The sequence below is a fragment of the Legionella resiliens genome (genome assembly GCF_021344005.1).
In the GTDB taxonomy this organism is placed as follows: domain Bacteria; phylum Pseudomonadota; class Gammaproteobacteria; order Legionellales; family Legionellaceae; genus Legionella; species Legionella resiliens.
This window is the reverse complement of record NZ_JAJTND010000004.1, coordinates 1523597-1539344: the sequence shown is the minus strand read 5'-3', so window position 1 is coordinate 1539344 and position 15748 is coordinate 1523597. Positions and strand designations below refer to the sequence as shown.

The window sequence follows — 15748 nt, the reverse complement described above, 5'->3', positions numbered from 1 at the left end:
CATTTCTGTGGATATCTAAAAAATACTAAATAATTATTAATTATCTTGATACATTGCATATCTCTTGCTGTGTCTAAGTTTAATAGCTTTTTAATAGCTTTTTAATCCCTGGTAGTTATACACATTTTCTGTGGATAAGTCTGTTTATAATCTGTCAAACTACTTGTACAATTTAGAAGTTAATTCGATGACTGATCATTTACCAAGGTATTTTCCAGCTTATTTCAATAATTCATCCATCCCCGGAAGATTTAAAATATTCTGGGTGATTTCGCTGGATATCATTTATTAAAAATCTCCAACTGTTTTTTGCTTAAAGAAAATTTTTCAATTTCTCCGGTACTTAAGGTTAATTTTGTTTATGCGACCCTAGAGTGGGATTTATAGTGTATTTCTTCAGTCTATGATATTTGTACGCAAATCAAAGGAAAGAATGACTATGTCATCAAGGGCGGAAAATGAGAAGGGGCATAACGACTTCTAGAGTAGCAATGTGTTTTTAGCCAGTAGTCTCATTAGGGTTAAATAAGCCACTCTCGTATTAAGAACAATTCATTAAATTCGAGGCCAATTTATGTTTGTATTCACATTAGGGTTATGATGGTTCTGACTCTTCTGGTCATTTTTAAATAATTTGGGTTGATATTGAGAAGGAGTCTCCAGGTATATCTTTTCATTATATTCTGGGCAACTAAACGTATTTAACAGCTGGATTTCAATTATTCCACTAATACAACTGCTTTGTTCTATAAGCTCAAGTCCATACTTGGTAGCAGATAGTTCTTGTTTGAGGAGATCTTTTAATTGAGTTAAGTTGAGAAGCAGATTATTTATCCATAGAGCATCAATTACTCCCCTTATAAAACCGCTTTGTGCCATTAAGGCAACCCCTTGGATGGACTTGGAGATTTCGAGTCCTTGGAGGTTTTCTGATTGAGTTAATTTGAAGAGCAATTTATTTATTAATTGAGCATCTATTGGTCCATTGAAGTGACCACTTTTCGACATTTGTCCCGCTTCATACAAAGCCAAGGATATTTGAAGAGCTTGATTATTTTCTGATTTAGCTATTGGGGAAAGCAAGTTATTTATGCATTCATCATTCATTATCCCCCTGGTAAATTGTTGTTTCAACCTAGGCTCTATGGAGTCAATGAATTTATTTTGACCTTCAGGATTGTCAAATTGAGTGAGGGTTAAGTATTTCTTCTCTATAGTCTGAATTATAATATGTATTAGATCATTATCTTTCATATTGCCACGATTAAATCTATAAATATTAAGGCCTAAATTTTTAAGCCAGAGGTCTCGTGTTTTATCTTTGCCACGCAGATTGCCGTTTTCCATGTAATGCTGCTTTCCATCAATTTCAACAATAATTTCCTGTACACCTTTTTCAGTTCGTATTTTGAGATAGAGATCTACAAAGAATGGACCTAATCTATATTCTGCTTCAATATAGTTGATTTGAAATTTATTTTTTAACTTTGAGACTAGCAGATTTTGAATCTCCTGAGACTCGGGTCGCATCTTATTTAACTTCATTTCAATCACCTCTGTCAGAGGGATTCCTAGATAACTACAACATATAGCAAAATGCATTACAGCCTTTGACCGGTTTAATGGGATTATTTTTAGTAGGTGCTCTACATTTGTTCTAGTAATTTTTTGAGTTAAGCGCTCATGTTGCATTAACAATCCAAGACCATGAAGTGTGTATAGAGCGATGGAGGGTGCTGGAACGTTCTGAATGCTGTCTTGAGAAAACTTATGAAGTAATTGAATTATCAATTCGGTCTCAATTGCTTCGCTCAGGCAATCACTTTGGCCGATTAACCCAAGTCCATAAGAAATATTAGATATCATCTGATTTGTAATCACGTTGCACCGTGTTAATCGAAACAGCAATTTATTAATCCATTGAGCATCAATTATTCCATTGAGACATCCAGCATGGGCTATTAAGCCCATGACATATATAACTTTTGATACAGCAAGTCCCTGTGGATTTTCCGATTGAGATAAATGGAAAAATAACTTATTTATAATTTGAGCATCAATTATCTTTTGAAACTTGTTATTTAGAAGCATCACCTCAACCCTGCCTAGAGCATCTAATATCTCCTGGCAATCAGAGTTGTCTGATTGTGCAATTTGATAAAGTAATGTATTGAAGTTTGGAGCATTAATTGTCTCATTGATAAAATTAGTTATTCTTTCTTCAGGGGGATAAAGTGAAGGGGCTATTAATTGTGCTGTAGTGGAAATAGATGAGTAAGTTCTGATATTTAACCAACGTTCAATTTTTTTTTTCATATATTTATACTATGTTCCAAAAATATAATAATATTAGCGTCTTGCAATGGCATTCACCATCGGGATTCTTCCTGATCGAGGAATATGCTAAAATTATAATGTAAACCTGAAGAAGGATTTTGTTTAAATTAAAACTAAATGAAGTAAGGTTACCAAAAATAGAATCTAATTTCTTCAATTAGCAGAAATGGGTAGTTACTTCAATAAAGTGATTTTCGATGATTGACCAATACATCCATCCGGTGTTGATGCCGTACATAAAAAATATACAACTAGTTGAAGCTCAGGAGCAAGCCGATCCCTACAAAGTATATCCTGGTCCCTTTGTAGTTATGGGGTTTCAATATCAAGGCGGTATTTCTCTTATAACAAAGGAAACGAAAAGGATTAAACTAAAAAATTGGGGGATTACTGGGTTATTAACGAACTATAGAACGTTTCAAGAAAATAGTTCTAATACTAAGTCCTTGCTAATTATTTTCTATCCATGGGCAATAGCTGGTTTGTTTAGAGAATCAGCACAGGCTTTTACTGATCAGTCCTTAGGTTTATCTGACATTATAAATGAATCAATACTAAAAATTATTGAGGAAAAAATTCAATCCATTCAAGATCCGAACATCATTATCCGGCTTGTTCAAAACTTTCTTATCGAGTTGCTTCAAAAGAATAATCATAATTATTCACCTCAACAGCGTATTATACATATCGCAAAAAATATAATTTTAAACCCATCCCAAGACACCATTTTGAAAATGGCGCAGAATTATGGATTTAGTCGACGTAGTCTTGAACGACATTTTCAATCCCTTATAGGTATAAGTCCTAAAAAATTTATGATGACTACTCGTTTTCAAAAAGCATTACAAGAAATAAGACAAGGAAAATCTTGGGACGTTTTTTCACAAGAATTAAATTACTATGATCAATCTCATTTCATAAAAGAATTCCAGCACCTGACGGGAATTTCCCCAAAAAATTTTCTCAAGCAAATTTAGGAATCCCAAACTGTCGCGTTTTTACAATAAAATCCCACACAGTCTACTTATAATTAAATGGTTACAGAGACCAATCTGGATTTAAAAAACAATTGAGGTAACCATGATGATTAAAAACACCGGAAACATTTCCAAAGGGGATAATGATCCACTAAAAACGGACTATCTTCACTCAAATTTTGTTGAGGTAAATGGGGCTCGAATACATTATATAGAACAAGGGAAAGGGAAGCCGATTCTATTTATCCACGGTATGCCTTCCTCTTCTTATCTTTGGCGTAATATTATTCCTCATTTGATACCTTATGGACGATGCATTGCACTCGACCTCATTGGTCATGGGCAATCCGAGTCCCCAGAGATTGAGTTTAATGTTCGAGATCATCTGGATTATCTAACAAAATTTATTGAAATATTAGATTTAGAGGATATTTTAATTGTAGGGCACAGCTGGGGAATAACACTGGGGATCGCTTATGCAAAAAATAATGAAAAAAATGTAAGAGGATTGAGTTATTTAGAACCTATGTTAGGGTCCTGGGATTCTTGGGAGGAATTTAATCCAGATAACCCGCAAGCCCAAGAAATGTTTAAGAAATTTCGTTCAAAAGAAGGATGGGATCTTATTGTTAACCAAAATATATTCCTTGAAAAAATATTTGTAAATGCTTCGGTACGAAAACTTTTACCTGAAGAAAAAGAAAATTACATAAAACCTTTTAAATCAATAGCAAGACGAAAGGCCGCTTGGAAGGCACCTCAAGAGTTACCAATAGCCGGCAGTCCAAAAGAAGTCGTTGAACTCGTAGATGATAATTTTATATGGCAAAAACAAACTCAAATCCCTCAGTTATTCTTTTATACAAAACCTGCTGCATTTTTTACGACCGATCAAGTCAAAGAGCTCGGCAAAATTGCTCCTTCAGTGAGCTTATACTACTTAGGTAAAGGGATATATAATCATGCTGAAGATTATCCTGATGAAATTGGAAAAGGAATTGCTGAATGGCTCATTAATAATTATTCCCTAGACAAGGCAATTCCAAAATTTAGCTTATATACCAATATTCATAAGGCAATCAGGAAAGAAATTTTCTTGATGTGTATTTTAGCTGGAAGTATTGATTTTTATGATAAAACCGATTCACAGATGTTTTTACAACAATTCAAAAGATTACTTTCTTTATTGAGGGATCATTCAAAACATGAAGATACCTTTATCCATCCTCTTTTAGAGAAAATAAGTCTCGTGAAATTTAATTTACTTCATAACGAGCATGAGGAGCTAGAAAAGAAATTGATTGATTTAGAGAAACTATTGAATCAATTACTAGATTCCAATAATAAAACAATTTGTCTTGAATACAGCAATAATTTTTATTTGGAATTTTGTCAGTTTGCTAGTAACTATTTACAACATTTGTATTTTGAAGAAATTGATGTGATGAACACTCTTTACAAAAATTATGACCAATTCGAACTACTTACTGTTCTGGAACAATTTAAAAAATCTCAATCACTAGAAGAAACCAAAACTTCTCTGGAGGGAATATTTTCTGCAATAAATCCTCATGAGACCCTATTTTTGTTAAGTAGCATCCAGAAAGCAGTACCATGTGATCTCTTCTCAGAACTATGTGAGTTAGCAAAAAAGAGTATAGCAGAGCGCGATTGGGAAAAAATAGATGCTACCCTCTTATCTACAACAAAAGCAACCAAATGAAAGAAGTTTGAGCAGAAACAAAACCAGGGCTGGCATGTTGTAACAATTAAATACATAGAGCTCTAAGCGAGTGATATGGCTCGCTTATTTTATGATATTGGATTGCTGGCTACTTTACTCTTGGAGTCTATCCGAAAAATACCATTCTACTTCAGAGCCCTATACTGAGATAATGGACTCCAAGAGTAAAGTAGAAATGGAACGAAAATCTTATCGCAGTGATTTAACTGACAATCAGGGGCTACTCATTGAACCCTATCTACCCCCAGAGAAAGAACGAGGAAGTCTCTAAACTTTAGGACTTTTCAAGAACAGCACGTTTCATCATTGTAACGCATCTACCGCGGTTTTATTCTTTGATAACCATCGTAGATTTCCTTTAAGTCACCTTCTCTAAAAACAGGATCATACTGTAGTGTATCATTATTTAGAATGCTTGAAATAATGTGCTTAGCACCTAAGATTTTATCTTCCTTTGTGAAACCAAATTGAATAGGCTTACCAAAAAAGGAATGCCTAGTTTCATATGAAGAGCGCTTTTCAACATACTGTGCCGCTTTGATTAGGGAACTTTCCAAGTTAGGATTATCTGTAAATAGATAGCGGTTTTCTATAGCTTTAGCAGTTTTTGCGCCATTTTCAAGGAGATAAATGATCATATCCACATCTTTATTATCGATTGCAAAGTGGAGCAAGTTATGAGAGTCGTATTCTTCATTTAACAATCTCTCTTTCTCTTGGGTAGACTTATTGTTGAGTAATAACTGCAGGGTATGAAGATCACGCTTCTTAACAGCAAGGCTCAATACAGACTCACCTTGATTGTCTTTTATACCTAAATTGACATTTTTTGGTTTAATTAATGCCTGTAGGATTTCATGTGCCCCCCGTCTAAAAGCGATATGTAAAGGTGTTTCTCCAGTATCTACAAGTCGATAATTGACACTGGCATTTTTAGTCAGCAATAAATTGACAATATCCAACGCGTTGTTAGAAACTGCAAAGTGAAGCGGTGTTTCTTTATTATGGGTTGCTGCATTAATTTTTGCGCCTCTAGCAATTATCTCTTTTGCTAAATCAAAGTAGCCGTTTTGAATGACCAGATGTAGCGGAGTAAAACCTTTTCCATCTGCTTCTGTGACATCTGCATTTTGAACGAGTAATTTTTTACACATCTCATATTGTTTATGTTTTATTGCATGTATGAGCAGCGTATCTTTTTCATAATTAAAAACATTGACATCCTTTTTATCGGCTAAATAGGCATTGAATTCTTCAGAATCTCCCAAGGAAATGGCAGAAAAAATTGGTAAATCAATCTGGATTGATTTTCTTGCTTTAGGAAAGGAAACAGCATCTCCTTCTCTAAGTTCGAGATCTTCTTTGGTTTTTTGAATCATTTGTAAAAAAGATTCTTTAAATGCAAAAGGTTGTTTGTTTAAAAATTCTATCAATAATTTTTCTGATTCGTTCCTAGCAACCCCATCTTGAATAGAATTTTCTAATTCTTCTAATATTTTTAAATTCTTAATATACTTAATTCCGTTTGCAAATCGGGAAGCTATTTCAGCTAAAATTTTTTCTTTAGGTATATCACTAAATGATTTGGCTTCTTGATTGTTAAAGGTTGTTAAAATCCCTTCCATGTAATTTAGTAAGGCCTCATTCGAAAATGACAGACTGGTTGAAGAGGGGTGAATAACGGGTTTATGATTCAGGGCAGCTGGACGTGCTTGTAAATTGAAGTGCTCAATAAAAATATTTTTTGAGGCATAATGGTCAGTATATCTTACAAACCAACTTTTAAATAAATTTTCCTCAGGAAAAACAAAAATTCCATAATTGGGTTCGAAAAACTCGATCCCGTTCGTCCCAGGAATTCTTCTAATCCCTGTTGCATGACCACCGACATTTGCCAAAAATGAAAGAGCATAAGTTTGATCCTCCTCTATACTATTTAATATTTTTTCTACTACTTCGGCCATTGTTATGTTTTCATTCTTGTAAGCAATTTTGTTTACATCCGATCGAGTTTTTGCTTGACCTTGAGCATTATAAACATCGCTAGTAGTTACAGGCATATACTGAAGTGCGCCAAAGCTAGCGATTTGCTCTTGCCAAAAATCGATATAACCACCGCAAGTCCCTTCCCAGTAATCCCAATCAATATTACTTCTGCCAATCAAAGGATCAAATGTCTGGCTAAGTGGTAAAAATGGGCAATTAAACTCTCTGGCAGTTATGTAATTAGCATCTTCATCAATCTTTTTTGCAAATTTTGGTAAAAAAATTTCAGCTGTTTCAATGAGGTGCTTCATCGTACCTATGCAGCATTCATTTAAATATCCTAATCTATCCAATGTGTCCTCATACGCATTTCTGCCCAAAAGTAAAGTAGGAAAGTTGCGATATTTTCCCAAATTAGATTTAGTCTGCACGTCTTTTTCGAATTCAGAAAAGGCATCATTAATCTCACCATAACGATCCATGATTTTTTTTTGTAATATCTCTAAAGCCCCTCTAGCCTCATAAAAAATTTTATATAAATTAGAAAGATAGAGTTCTTGATTATATTCAGTGCCGTAAAGCCTAGTGAGAGAGTAATAGGCTTTCATAGATTTACTGAATAACTGAAAGTCGGCCCTTAAATCATCAAAGATACTTGTAAGGGAATATAAATAATTGAAGTTACTCTTGTCATTAAGATAATTTTCTGCATCGGCTACAGAATAACTTCTTTTTTTGTGAAAATATAAAGGCATAACACTCTCTGTATATGCATAGTATATAAATAAGTATAGTAGATATTTTTTGAGCGTTTATTGGGCATGGAGATGCGGATTGGACCATCCAAGCAATATCTCCAGATGAGATTTTTTCAAAAATCTCCTTGCATTATCGTTTAGCGGGACACTTTGAATATTCGTAGGAATCCTGGTCATGTGGTAAAGTACAGTATGTTCTTCTTGAAGAATCTTAAGTACCAGATGGGCACCGACAATCCTGCTGCCTCTGTAATGACAACGCTTGAGCTATTTTCATTTCTACACTTACTTCAATTGTCATGACTTCACTTTTTCTTGATTCATCAGAAGCATGCGCAGGCTTCTGAAACTCCCATTATATGCGATCAAGACTATGCACTATGTACTTCTGCTCGTTGCTGCTAAAGACTTAATAGTAGCAACATGGCGTTCTTTCAGTTTATTAATTGCTTGAGCACGTTTTCCATGCTTTGTCTCTTTAAGTTGAGCTTCTGTTGGAGTGTCAACTTTAGCTATGATAAAAGGCTCTTGTCCTTTGCGAGTAAAACAAATTTGTTCACCATTGGAATTTTTAGAAGATCTCCATGTTCTATATCAAGCCTATCCTGATTATCAAAGTCCAAGTAGTTAGAAGCAATGTTGATAAAATCACTGGCATCTTTCTTTGCTTGTCTGGATATCCAGGCAAACAGCTTGAGTAGTACCAAGCCCAATGGCGAGGCTACTTTAACTGCCACTTTATCAATATCGATTTCAATTGCACTGTTATAAGCATCATCAAATCCAATTAAACTAAATTCAATATCATATTCAGGTGGCCATTTTAAATTTGGATTTTCTTCTTTTATATCCCGAAGGGTAGGATATCTAAATAACCAAATTTAGAAGACACCACTCGATGTTCATATTTATTGTCCGCGACGAAATCCGCAGTATGAATAAAAGCATTCTTGATTTTATAAAACTCATTCCAGTTTTTGCAGCAAATAGCCATATCAGTATCTAAGGTTGCTCGTTGCGCTGCGTTTTACCAAAAGTATTCGAGAAGTATGTCCCGTGCTTTAGCGCCAATTAAAAAATAAGCACAGTTATTGGAACTGGTCACTTCATTTATGGGCTTAAATAACTCAATATCCTAGAGAAAAAAATTATTCCATTTCTTTTTTAATGTATTGCTCATAAATAAGGCTCGCTGTTTCTTGATTTCTTTCATCAAAAGAATTTAATAAATCCGCATACACTAGAATGTGGGGCACAATAGTAGAGGAGTCTTCAGTGTCGAAGGCCCCAAATTTTTTTAATAGCTCAATATTGCCATGAGTATTTTTCTTAAGTCGAAATTTTAATTGTAATTGGGGCAAATCATTGTCTGCATATAAGGTGATGAGCTCAGGTTTTAAATAGCGGGTTAAATGGCTTGCTGCAATTTCACTTCCCCACAGGAAATTAAATTCCGAGGGTTTTACTTCTTTTAACTCATTAATTAAATCGGTAGAAAATTTCCCTAGAATTAATTTAGGACGTAATTTTCCTGCGTAGGCGATACATCATTTACTCAGCACCATTTTGTTTTATGATGAGGTAATTATATTTTTGGAGCATAAGAAAAGTTTTATTAATACTTCCAAGTGCTACATCACTCATTTTAGCAATCTCTCGATATGTGAGATTGATTGCGCCCTTAATCGCTAATAGGGCAAAAATAATTTTTATATTGGCGCTATTAAGATCAAAGGCAAGTTCATCATACGACGATACTTTTTGCGATAATTCACCTTTAATAAAGATAAATATTGGAGGCTCATTAATATAGGCATTTCCTGAATAATCAATAAATTGAATATTTGCCTGTTGCAATTGTTCTGCAAGTGCTTTGTTAGCATGATGAGTCATTAACAGACTATTTTTACTCAAATGCTTCATGTGGTTAATTACGGCGGCAATATTAGACTTATCAATATTAGCAATTTATTCGGGTTTGAAAATAATCTCATTATTTTTTTGTATAGAAATACCGAGTTCATTTGTGTTCTTATTAAATCTGCCATTTTTCAGATTATTACGCATAAAGATAGAGAAGACTTAAGTCGTAACTTGCCATTATTTTAGGCTCAAATTTTATTAATATTGCATGTATTTTATTTATAAGTTATCAAAACAATCACATTGGTCTTTCAATTAACAAATATTCTGAGATAATATAAATCACCTAAACAAAGTTAACTATTTTTGGCGACATTAGGGTAAAACATGAATCAAGCGAGCGTTAACAATCCTCTAAAATGGTACAACGAGGACATAATCAATGATGGAGTATCCTATATCCGTTATCTATCTGAAAAAGAACATGACCTGGTATTGAATGCTCTATCAGTGCTGGAACAAGACTCTCTATCGTCAGAAAATAAAGGCAGGGTTAATCAACTTCTATCTCAGGGTCTCAATCCGTTATATGAAGAAATCATGAATGCATTGCTTCATAAAAGAGGATTTATAACTCTAAAAGGGTTTCCTTCCTCTGAAGATAAATATGATCCAGAAATAATAAAAGATTTTTTTATCTCTTTATGCTTACCCTTAGGAGCGCCCCTGATACAGAACAGAAATCAGGACATTATATTCGACGTGAAAAGTATTGAAGGCATGAAACTTAATGCAACAAATTCACGAGGACCTTATGTTAAAGAATCATTACCCATGCATACAGATGCTGGTGCAATTCTTGGAATGTATTGTTTTGCATCTGCTGATGTTGGAGGACATACAATCCTGTCCAGTTCGCGTGCTGTACACGATGAAATAAAAAAGGTCCGACCAGATTTACTGGATATATTATATCAACCCTTTTATACCGACAGACGTGGCAATGAACCAGAAGGCTCATTACCCTATGATCTGAATCCTGTTTTTGCCATGTACGAAGATCAACTAAGATGCCAGTATCATCAGCCATTTTATGATGATGCTCAAACCAAATTTCCAGATATTCCCCGTTATACTCCTCAACAAATCGAGGCACTGAAATTATTTGACACGATTTCCCTTCAAAAGAATATTGCTTTCGAAACAAAACTAGAGCCTGGAAGTCTTATCTTTATCAATAATGAAGAAATTTTACATGGCAGAACAACCTTTGATTTTCCAGAAAACCAGACTGTACGTCATTTATTAAGAATTTGGTTGAATACTCCTGAAATTAAAAATACATTTCCCAGTTTCCTTGGTTATATATAGTGAAGAGTCAAAGATAGCTCTACTTTCTTTATCAGCTTACCAGTAAGGCCCATAGAGCACCTAAACCTGCTTGCCAGGCCTTATCGCCAAATTCTGTCTGAACCGCGGCCGGCCAAAATATATCACTGGCTTTATTGCGAGCTACACCTATGCCGCCCATTATATAGGGTTTGAAATTCATCGTGGAAAAATATAAGAACATGCCAGCACTCATCAGAATTTTTAACCATAATAAACACATTAACTCCAGGTAAATTACTGTGTCCTCCCCAAATTCTTTTATATCCTTTTACCAAAATGGGAAAACTTTCTTCTGCAGAAGGATCTGTTCTTTTTTTAGAGGTCTCATCAATTTAAACTTCCATAGCCAACAATATATTGTGGAAGATTAGGATTAATTTCTGGGTGACAGTCAAAAGCAAAAGAAGGGAAGTAGAATGACAATAAAATAATTGACCCAAACTTACACATACAACTTACTAATCCTTTGAGTTAAAACCACTAAGCCAATAAACCATTTTGGTTATTGCTTCTTACATCAGCATATATAGTTTTATAATTTACGCTATGCACATTCATTCAATTTGCACCCTGTAAACTAGAAAAATTGGGAGTATTTTACATAAATCCTTTGTCTACTGGCGTCCCGGAGAGGATTTGAACCTCCGACCTGCCCCTTAGGAGGCGCAATACTTTAAATTTTATATTGTCCGGTTGAATCCATTAATCTTTGTAAAATAAAGAATTGTTCTTGTTGTGTTGTTTTTTATTGTCCGCTAGAATACGCTCAAATCCACTTAATTATAGGTACCAGTTTAGGCACCTGAAATGATGCTTATCTTGATGTTATGGGGTCATAGTATTGGAGCAGGGAACCTCAAACTAAGTATTCATTATTAATTGCGGACAATTGTATAACGAGTCGCACATCAATTTGGTTTATCAGGAAAATGCATGGGAAAACTAACTACGAAAGCAGTAGAAAAAGCAGCTCCTCGTGATAAAGAATATAAGTTGCATGACGGTGAAGGTCTTTTTCTTCGGGTACGGTCAAGTGGCGCAAAAAGCTGGCTATTTTCTTATAGCTTGCCTGGTGATAAGCGCTTAATTCGCATGACTATTGGCACTCCAAAAGAGCTTAATTTAAAAGAAGCTCGCAATAAAATCAGGGAATTACAAGGTCTTGTGGATAATGGTATTGACCCACGCTCAGCACAAGCTGCGATTATTGCTGAAAATATGCAAGCAATCACAATGCAGGTTTTATTTGAACGTTGGATTGAATTTGAAAAACTCACTCAACGGGTAACTGATTTATGGATTAAACGCCATGAAGATCGTTGGCGACTGCATCTGCAGAAACCATTGGGCAGTCTCTTAGCCAAAGATGTAACACGTGCTCATCTATCAATGGCATTGGATGCTATGACCCGTAAGGGGATCAGAGAAGAAACCAGAAAAGCATTATCATCTCTTAATCTAATGATGGATTATGGTCTGACACGTCATTTAATTGATCAAAATCCAGCACGTTTACTGAAGCCCAAAGATTTTGCCGCAACAGCGAGTAAACCACGTGATCGCGTGTTGTCATTACTTGAGTTACGTAGACTGTGGCAGGCTTTAGAGCAAGCAAGTGATTTAAATCGACCGGATATGAAGATATCGGCAATGTCTATTGTGACTACAAGCGCCATTAAATTGCTAATTTTAACTGGTGCTCGTCGTGGTGAGATTGCTGCGATGCGTTGGGATGAATTAAATCTTAATGAAAGTGTTTGGTTATTACCATCAGAGAGAACAAAAAATCGTCAAGCACATACTATTTATCTTTCTTCTCTAGCAGTGGAAATCATCCAATCATTATTGCCTATCACAGGACATTCACCTTTTGTTTTTGATACAGGACACTATAGAGATGGTGGGCACATCCACACAGATACGTTGACAGGTGTTATTACGCGATTACGAGGAAAAGCTACAGGATTAAAAAAGAAATTAGCTTATGATGCCCCATTAGCGAATATGCCATCTTTTAGTGTACACGATCTCCGTAGATCAGCAGCTACGGCTTGGGGAGAGTATTTGAAAACAGAACCTCATGTGATCGAGCGGATGCTAAATCATCAGCCTCTAAATAAACTGGTTGCTACTTATCAACGAGCAATTTATGCGGAGGAACAAAAGTTAGCGTGGCAAGCATGGGGAGAAATGGTTGAGCGTCAAATAATTAGGAAACCAGATAATGTTGTGCAATTTATGAGAGCAAACCAATGATGATAGAAGCATATCAGTTATTTTACCGATACATTAAATACTTAACGCTGTCACAAATGATCGAGCAAATTAGAGTCAAATATCAATTTAGAGATGATTTTGATTTTTATTATTGTCTACGTGATATTAAAATCTGGATGAAACTGATCAAAGACAAAGAGGATATTACTGTTACTTCAGAAGCGAAAAAGCTGACTAAAGAGGTAAGCACGTTACTTTATAAAGCAGCAAATAAGCTTGAGACTTTATTAGCGAGACGTGACGATTTTTTAGGTTGTTTAGATCCTTTTAAGACTGAAGATTTACTTTATAGCAAAAAACAAAAACTTAGTTATGAAGAACTTATTGAGAACTGCTCCGACGCCAGTGCGACTTTGAGGAATTGCTCTGATTCCTTGCCTGCTACTAGAAAAGGCAGGCCTTTAAATACTTATTGTATGAGATGCGTGAATTTACTTATTGAAATGTTCATGGGAGGTTCAGATTTAGAATTGATATGCTATAAAAATGATGAACGATATTCCGGTAACTTTTACCATTTCATGATTGACATGATACCTATACTTCAGGAATTAGGGATTAATATTAATAAGATTAAACATGAATCGCTTGGCCGATATGCTGCTGAATTAATTCCTCAAAGACGTAAAGATAAACCTTACACAGGTATTATTTTTCAATCACAAATAGATGAGAGTGATACTGCAAATAAAACTATATCTACTTGTTAATTGAGAGTACTTATCAAATTGCTTCTAAGCAAGGGAATGAGTTGGGTAGATCAGGATTAAATTAACATTTTTTTTTTGAATTTAATCCTTTATTTTCCCGTAAAAGATCTTGGTAGGATAGCTACTGGATTTAACAAACCAGTAAAGGATCTACTATGAACTCATTACCGCATACAGGATTTGTTCGTCTGCCGCAAATAATTGGCAATAAAAAAGCAAATCCTCCTATTCCACCAATATATCCAATCAGCAAATCCACTCTCTGGAAACGAGTTAAAGAGGGTACTTTCCCAAAACCAATAAAACTGTCTGCACGTATAACCGCGTGGAGGGTGGAGGAGATTCGCCAACTAATTGAACAGGAGGCGCAATCATGATTAAAAAGAACAGCCCAGCCAAACAACTAGGCAATCCTAAATCTAAAAAGTCTTTGTATGGTAATTCAGCCTCGACTAAAAGAAAACGACTTTTAAGTTATCTGGAAAAAAATCATAGGCTATCGATCATAGAGTCTCGTGAAAAATTAGGCATCTTACATCTTGGTGCTCGATTTATGGAGCTTAGAAGAAAAGGCTATAAAATTGAGACTCATTGGATAAAAGAGCCTGATTCTAACGGTGTCTTGCATTGTGTAAGGCTGTATGTTCACAAGGGATGTAAGGAAATAGCTCATGAAAAATAATCGTTTAAAAATTCTCGAAGCGCAGCTTAAAGAATTGCAACGAGACCTTTCGCTTATACAGGCACGACGGGACAGTGATCAGGCTCTACCGGAGGAACTGAAACATCAGCTTTGGATAGAAGCAAAACAAGTAAATGAGTTGGTTGATCGTTTATTGGGAGGTCATCATGGCAAGAAATAGAATGATTAAACCCGAGTTCTGGACCAGCGAGCAGATTTTAAACTGCTCGCCTATGGCAAGATTATTATTCATAGGAATTTTAAACTATGCGGATGATAATGGAATTCATCCCGCTTCTGCTAAGACACTCAAAGCAGAGATTTTTCCTGCGGACGATATCCCCATAGAAGCAATCAAAGGTTTTGTAAATGAACTGATTCAGCAAAGTTTATTGCGAGAATATGCGGTTAATGACAAATCTTTTTGGCTCATTACTGGTTGGAAAACTCATCAAAAAATTGAGAGACCTAAATATCGTTATCCTTTGCCCCAATCGGATTTAATAAATCTTACTAATGGAGATAAATTGCCAACTCTTCAACAAACTTTCGATGAAGATTCGGCTATTAGTCGCCGATCAGTCGTCGACAAATCGACGACAACTCATCGATCAATCGACTCTGAAAATAAAATAAGAGAAATGAAAATAAAAAACATATGTGGAGTTGAAACTCCACCGGTTTGTGTTTCTACATATTCTTCTGATGCCTGCAGACAAATCTTTAAGTATTGGCAAAGCGTCATGAATCATCCACGTGCCAAACTAGACTCCAAAAGAAAACGAGTTATTGAAAAAGCATTAAAACTTGGTTTCACTATTGATGAAGTGAAGCAATCGATAGATGGATGTAAAAATACTCCCTTCAATATGGGACAAAATGATCGCCAACAAATCTATGATGACATTACTCTGATTCTTCGTGACGCAGAACATATTGAACGCTTTATCACTAATGCGAATAAGCAAGTAATTGAACAATCTGCCAAAGTCTCAAAAGATTTAAGGGCGGGGGTACTTTAA

General features: G+C 35.2%; 16 protein-coding genes. 10 read left to right on the top strand and 6 right to left on the bottom strand.

All coding sequences use genetic code 11. The features are described from left to right. Positions 1-555: 555 nt before the first annotated feature. Positions 556-2316, bottom strand: a complete 1761-nt coding sequence (locus LXO92_RS12270; protein WP_182349855.1) for a DUF559 domain-containing protein — start codon at positions 2314-2316, stop codon at positions 556-558. 218 nt (positions 2317-2534) lie between these two features. On the opposite strand from LXO92_RS12270, the gene LXO92_RS12265 reads away from it, so the two are divergent. The 3 genes from LXO92_RS12265 (at position 2535) to LXO92_RS17300 (ending at position 5329) form a co-directional block, all read left to right on the top strand. Next, the gene (locus LXO92_RS12265; protein ID WP_182349853.1) at positions 2535-3314 is read left to right on the top strand and encodes a helix-turn-helix domain-containing protein; all 780 of its coding nucleotides are present in this window, start codon (positions 2535-2537) and stop codon (positions 3312-3314) included. Between the two features lie 103 nt (positions 3315-3417). After that, positions 3418-5037: a haloalkane dehalogenase gene (locus LXO92_RS12260; protein ID WP_232891062.1), complete on the top strand. Its 1620-nt coding sequence runs from the start codon at positions 3418-3420 to the stop codon at positions 5035-5037. A gap of 196 nt (positions 5038-5233) precedes the next feature. Continuing rightward, positions 5234-5329, top strand: a complete 96-nt coding sequence (locus tag LXO92_RS17300; protein WP_425600748.1) for a transposase — start codon at positions 5234-5236, stop codon at positions 5327-5329. A 46-nt stretch (positions 5330-5375) separates the two neighbouring features. On the opposite strand, the gene LXO92_RS12255 is transcribed toward LXO92_RS17300, so the two are convergent. The 4 genes from LXO92_RS12255 to LXO92_RS12240 all read right to left on the bottom strand — a co-directional run bounded on the left by LXO92_RS12255 (position 5376) and on the right by LXO92_RS12240 (position 9725). Continuing rightward, positions 5376-7799 (bottom strand): ankyrin repeat domain-containing protein, encoded by a 2424-nt coding sequence (locus tag LXO92_RS12255; RefSeq protein WP_182349851.1) that lies wholly within the window; start codon positions 7797-7799, stop codon positions 5376-5378. 515 nt (positions 7800-8314) lie between these two features. After that, positions 8315-8539, bottom strand: coding sequence for a hypothetical protein (locus tag LXO92_RS12250; RefSeq protein ID WP_232891061.1), 225 nt, complete (start codon positions 8537-8539; stop codon positions 8315-8317). A gap of 411 nt (positions 8540-8950) precedes the next feature. Then, positions 8951-9286: a type IV toxin-antitoxin system AbiEi family antitoxin gene (locus tag LXO92_RS12245; protein WP_232891100.1), complete on the bottom strand. Its 336-nt coding sequence runs from the start codon at positions 9284-9286 to the stop codon at positions 8951-8953. A gap of 67 nt (positions 9287-9353) precedes the next feature. Then, the gene (locus LXO92_RS12240; protein ID WP_232891060.1) at positions 9354-9725 is read right to left on the bottom strand and encodes a hypothetical protein; all 372 of its coding nucleotides are present in this window, start codon (positions 9723-9725) and stop codon (positions 9354-9356) included. Between the two features lie 327 nt (positions 9726-10052). Between LXO92_RS12240 and LXO92_RS12235 the strand changes: the two genes are divergently transcribed. Further along, positions 10053-11036: a TauD/TfdA family dioxygenase gene (locus LXO92_RS12235; protein WP_232891059.1), complete on the top strand. Its 984-nt coding sequence runs from the start codon at positions 10053-10055 to the stop codon at positions 11034-11036. Between the two features lie 31 nt (positions 11037-11067). Here LXO92_RS12235 and LXO92_RS12230 read toward each other — a convergent pair whose 3' ends face one another. Then, a complete protein-coding gene (locus tag LXO92_RS12230; RefSeq protein WP_182349848.1) occupies positions 11068-11238 on the bottom strand; it encodes a hypothetical protein in 171 nt (56 codons plus the stop codon). 752 nt (positions 11239-11990) lie between these two features. Here LXO92_RS12230 and LXO92_RS12225 point away from each other — a divergent pair. The 6 genes from LXO92_RS12225 to LXO92_RS12200 all read left to right on the top strand — a co-directional run bounded on the left by LXO92_RS12225 (position 11991) and on the right by LXO92_RS12200 (position 15748). Next, positions 11991-13313, top strand: a complete 1323-nt coding sequence (locus LXO92_RS12225; RefSeq protein ID WP_232891058.1) for a tyrosine-type recombinase/integrase — start codon at positions 11991-11993, stop codon at positions 13311-13313. Then, positions 13310-14044 (top strand): hypothetical protein, encoded by a 735-nt coding sequence (locus LXO92_RS12220; protein WP_232891057.1) that lies wholly within the window; start codon positions 13310-13312, stop codon positions 14042-14044. Before LXO92_RS12225 ends, LXO92_RS12220 begins: the two co-directional genes overlap by 4 nt. Positions 14045-14199: 155 nt before the next feature. Continuing rightward, positions 14200-14421, top strand: coding sequence for a helix-turn-helix transcriptional regulator (locus LXO92_RS12215; RefSeq protein ID WP_232891056.1), 222 nt, complete (start codon positions 14200-14202; stop codon positions 14419-14421). Next, positions 14418-14726, top strand: a complete 309-nt coding sequence (locus LXO92_RS12210) for a helix-turn-helix domain-containing protein (RefSeq protein ID WP_232891055.1) — start codon at positions 14418-14420, stop codon at positions 14724-14726. Before LXO92_RS12215 ends, LXO92_RS12210 begins: the two co-directional genes overlap by 4 nt. After that, a complete protein-coding gene (locus tag LXO92_RS12205; protein WP_232891054.1) occupies positions 14716-14907 on the top strand; it encodes a hypothetical protein in 192 nt (63 codons plus the stop codon). The genes LXO92_RS12210 and LXO92_RS12205 overlap by 11 nt, the downstream gene beginning before the upstream one ends. Beyond that, on the top strand, positions 14894-15748 hold the full coding sequence (locus LXO92_RS12200) for a hypothetical protein (RefSeq protein WP_232891053.1): 855 nt from the start codon (positions 14894-14896) through the stop codon (positions 15746-15748). The genes LXO92_RS12205 and LXO92_RS12200 overlap by 14 nt, the downstream gene beginning before the upstream one ends.

Bases quoted from the DNA above. Each gene is read 5' to 3' on its own strand.
- LXO92_RS12270 (WP_182349855.1), bottom strand. From the start codon at position 2,316: ATGAAAAAAAAAATTGAACGTTGGTTAAATATCAGAACTTACTCATCT.
- LXO92_RS12265 (WP_182349853.1), top strand. From the start codon at position 2,535: ATGATTGACCAATACATCCATCCGGTGTTGATGCCGTACATAAAAAAT.
- LXO92_RS12260 (WP_232891062.1), top strand. From the start codon at position 3,418: ATGATGATTAAAAACACCGGAAACATTTCCAAAGGGGATAATGATCCA.
- LXO92_RS17300 (WP_425600748.1), top strand. From the start codon at position 5,234: ATGGAACGAAAATCTTATCGCAGTGATTTAACTGACAATCAGGGGCTA.
- LXO92_RS12255 (WP_182349851.1), bottom strand. From the start codon at position 7,799: ATGCCTTTATATTTTCACAAAAAAAGAAGTTATTCTGTAGCCGATGCA.
- LXO92_RS12240 (WP_232891060.1), bottom strand. From the start codon at position 9,725: ATGAAGCATTTGAGTAAAAATAGTCTGTTAATGACTCATCATGCTAAC.
- LXO92_RS12235 (WP_232891059.1), top strand. From the start codon at position 10,053: ATGAATCAAGCGAGCGTTAACAATCCTCTAAAATGGTACAACGAGGAC.
- LXO92_RS12230 (WP_182349848.1), bottom strand. From the start codon at position 11,238: ATGTTCTTATATTTTTCCACGATGAATTTCAAACCCTATATAATGGGC.
- LXO92_RS12225 (WP_232891058.1), top strand. From the start codon at position 11,991: ATGGGAAAACTAACTACGAAAGCAGTAGAAAAAGCAGCTCCTCGTGAT.
- LXO92_RS12220 (WP_232891057.1), top strand. From the start codon at position 13,310: ATGATGATAGAAGCATATCAGTTATTTTACCGATACATTAAATACTTA.
- LXO92_RS12215 (WP_232891056.1), top strand. From the start codon at position 14,200: ATGAACTCATTACCGCATACAGGATTTGTTCGTCTGCCGCAAATAATT.
- LXO92_RS12210 (WP_232891055.1), top strand. From the start codon at position 14,418: ATGATTAAAAAGAACAGCCCAGCCAAACAACTAGGCAATCCTAAATCT.
- LXO92_RS12205 (WP_232891054.1), top strand. From the start codon at position 14,716: ATGAAAAATAATCGTTTAAAAATTCTCGAAGCGCAGCTTAAAGAATTG.
- LXO92_RS12200 (WP_232891053.1), top strand. From the start codon at position 14,894: ATGGCAAGAAATAGAATGATTAAACCCGAGTTCTGGACCAGCGAGCAG.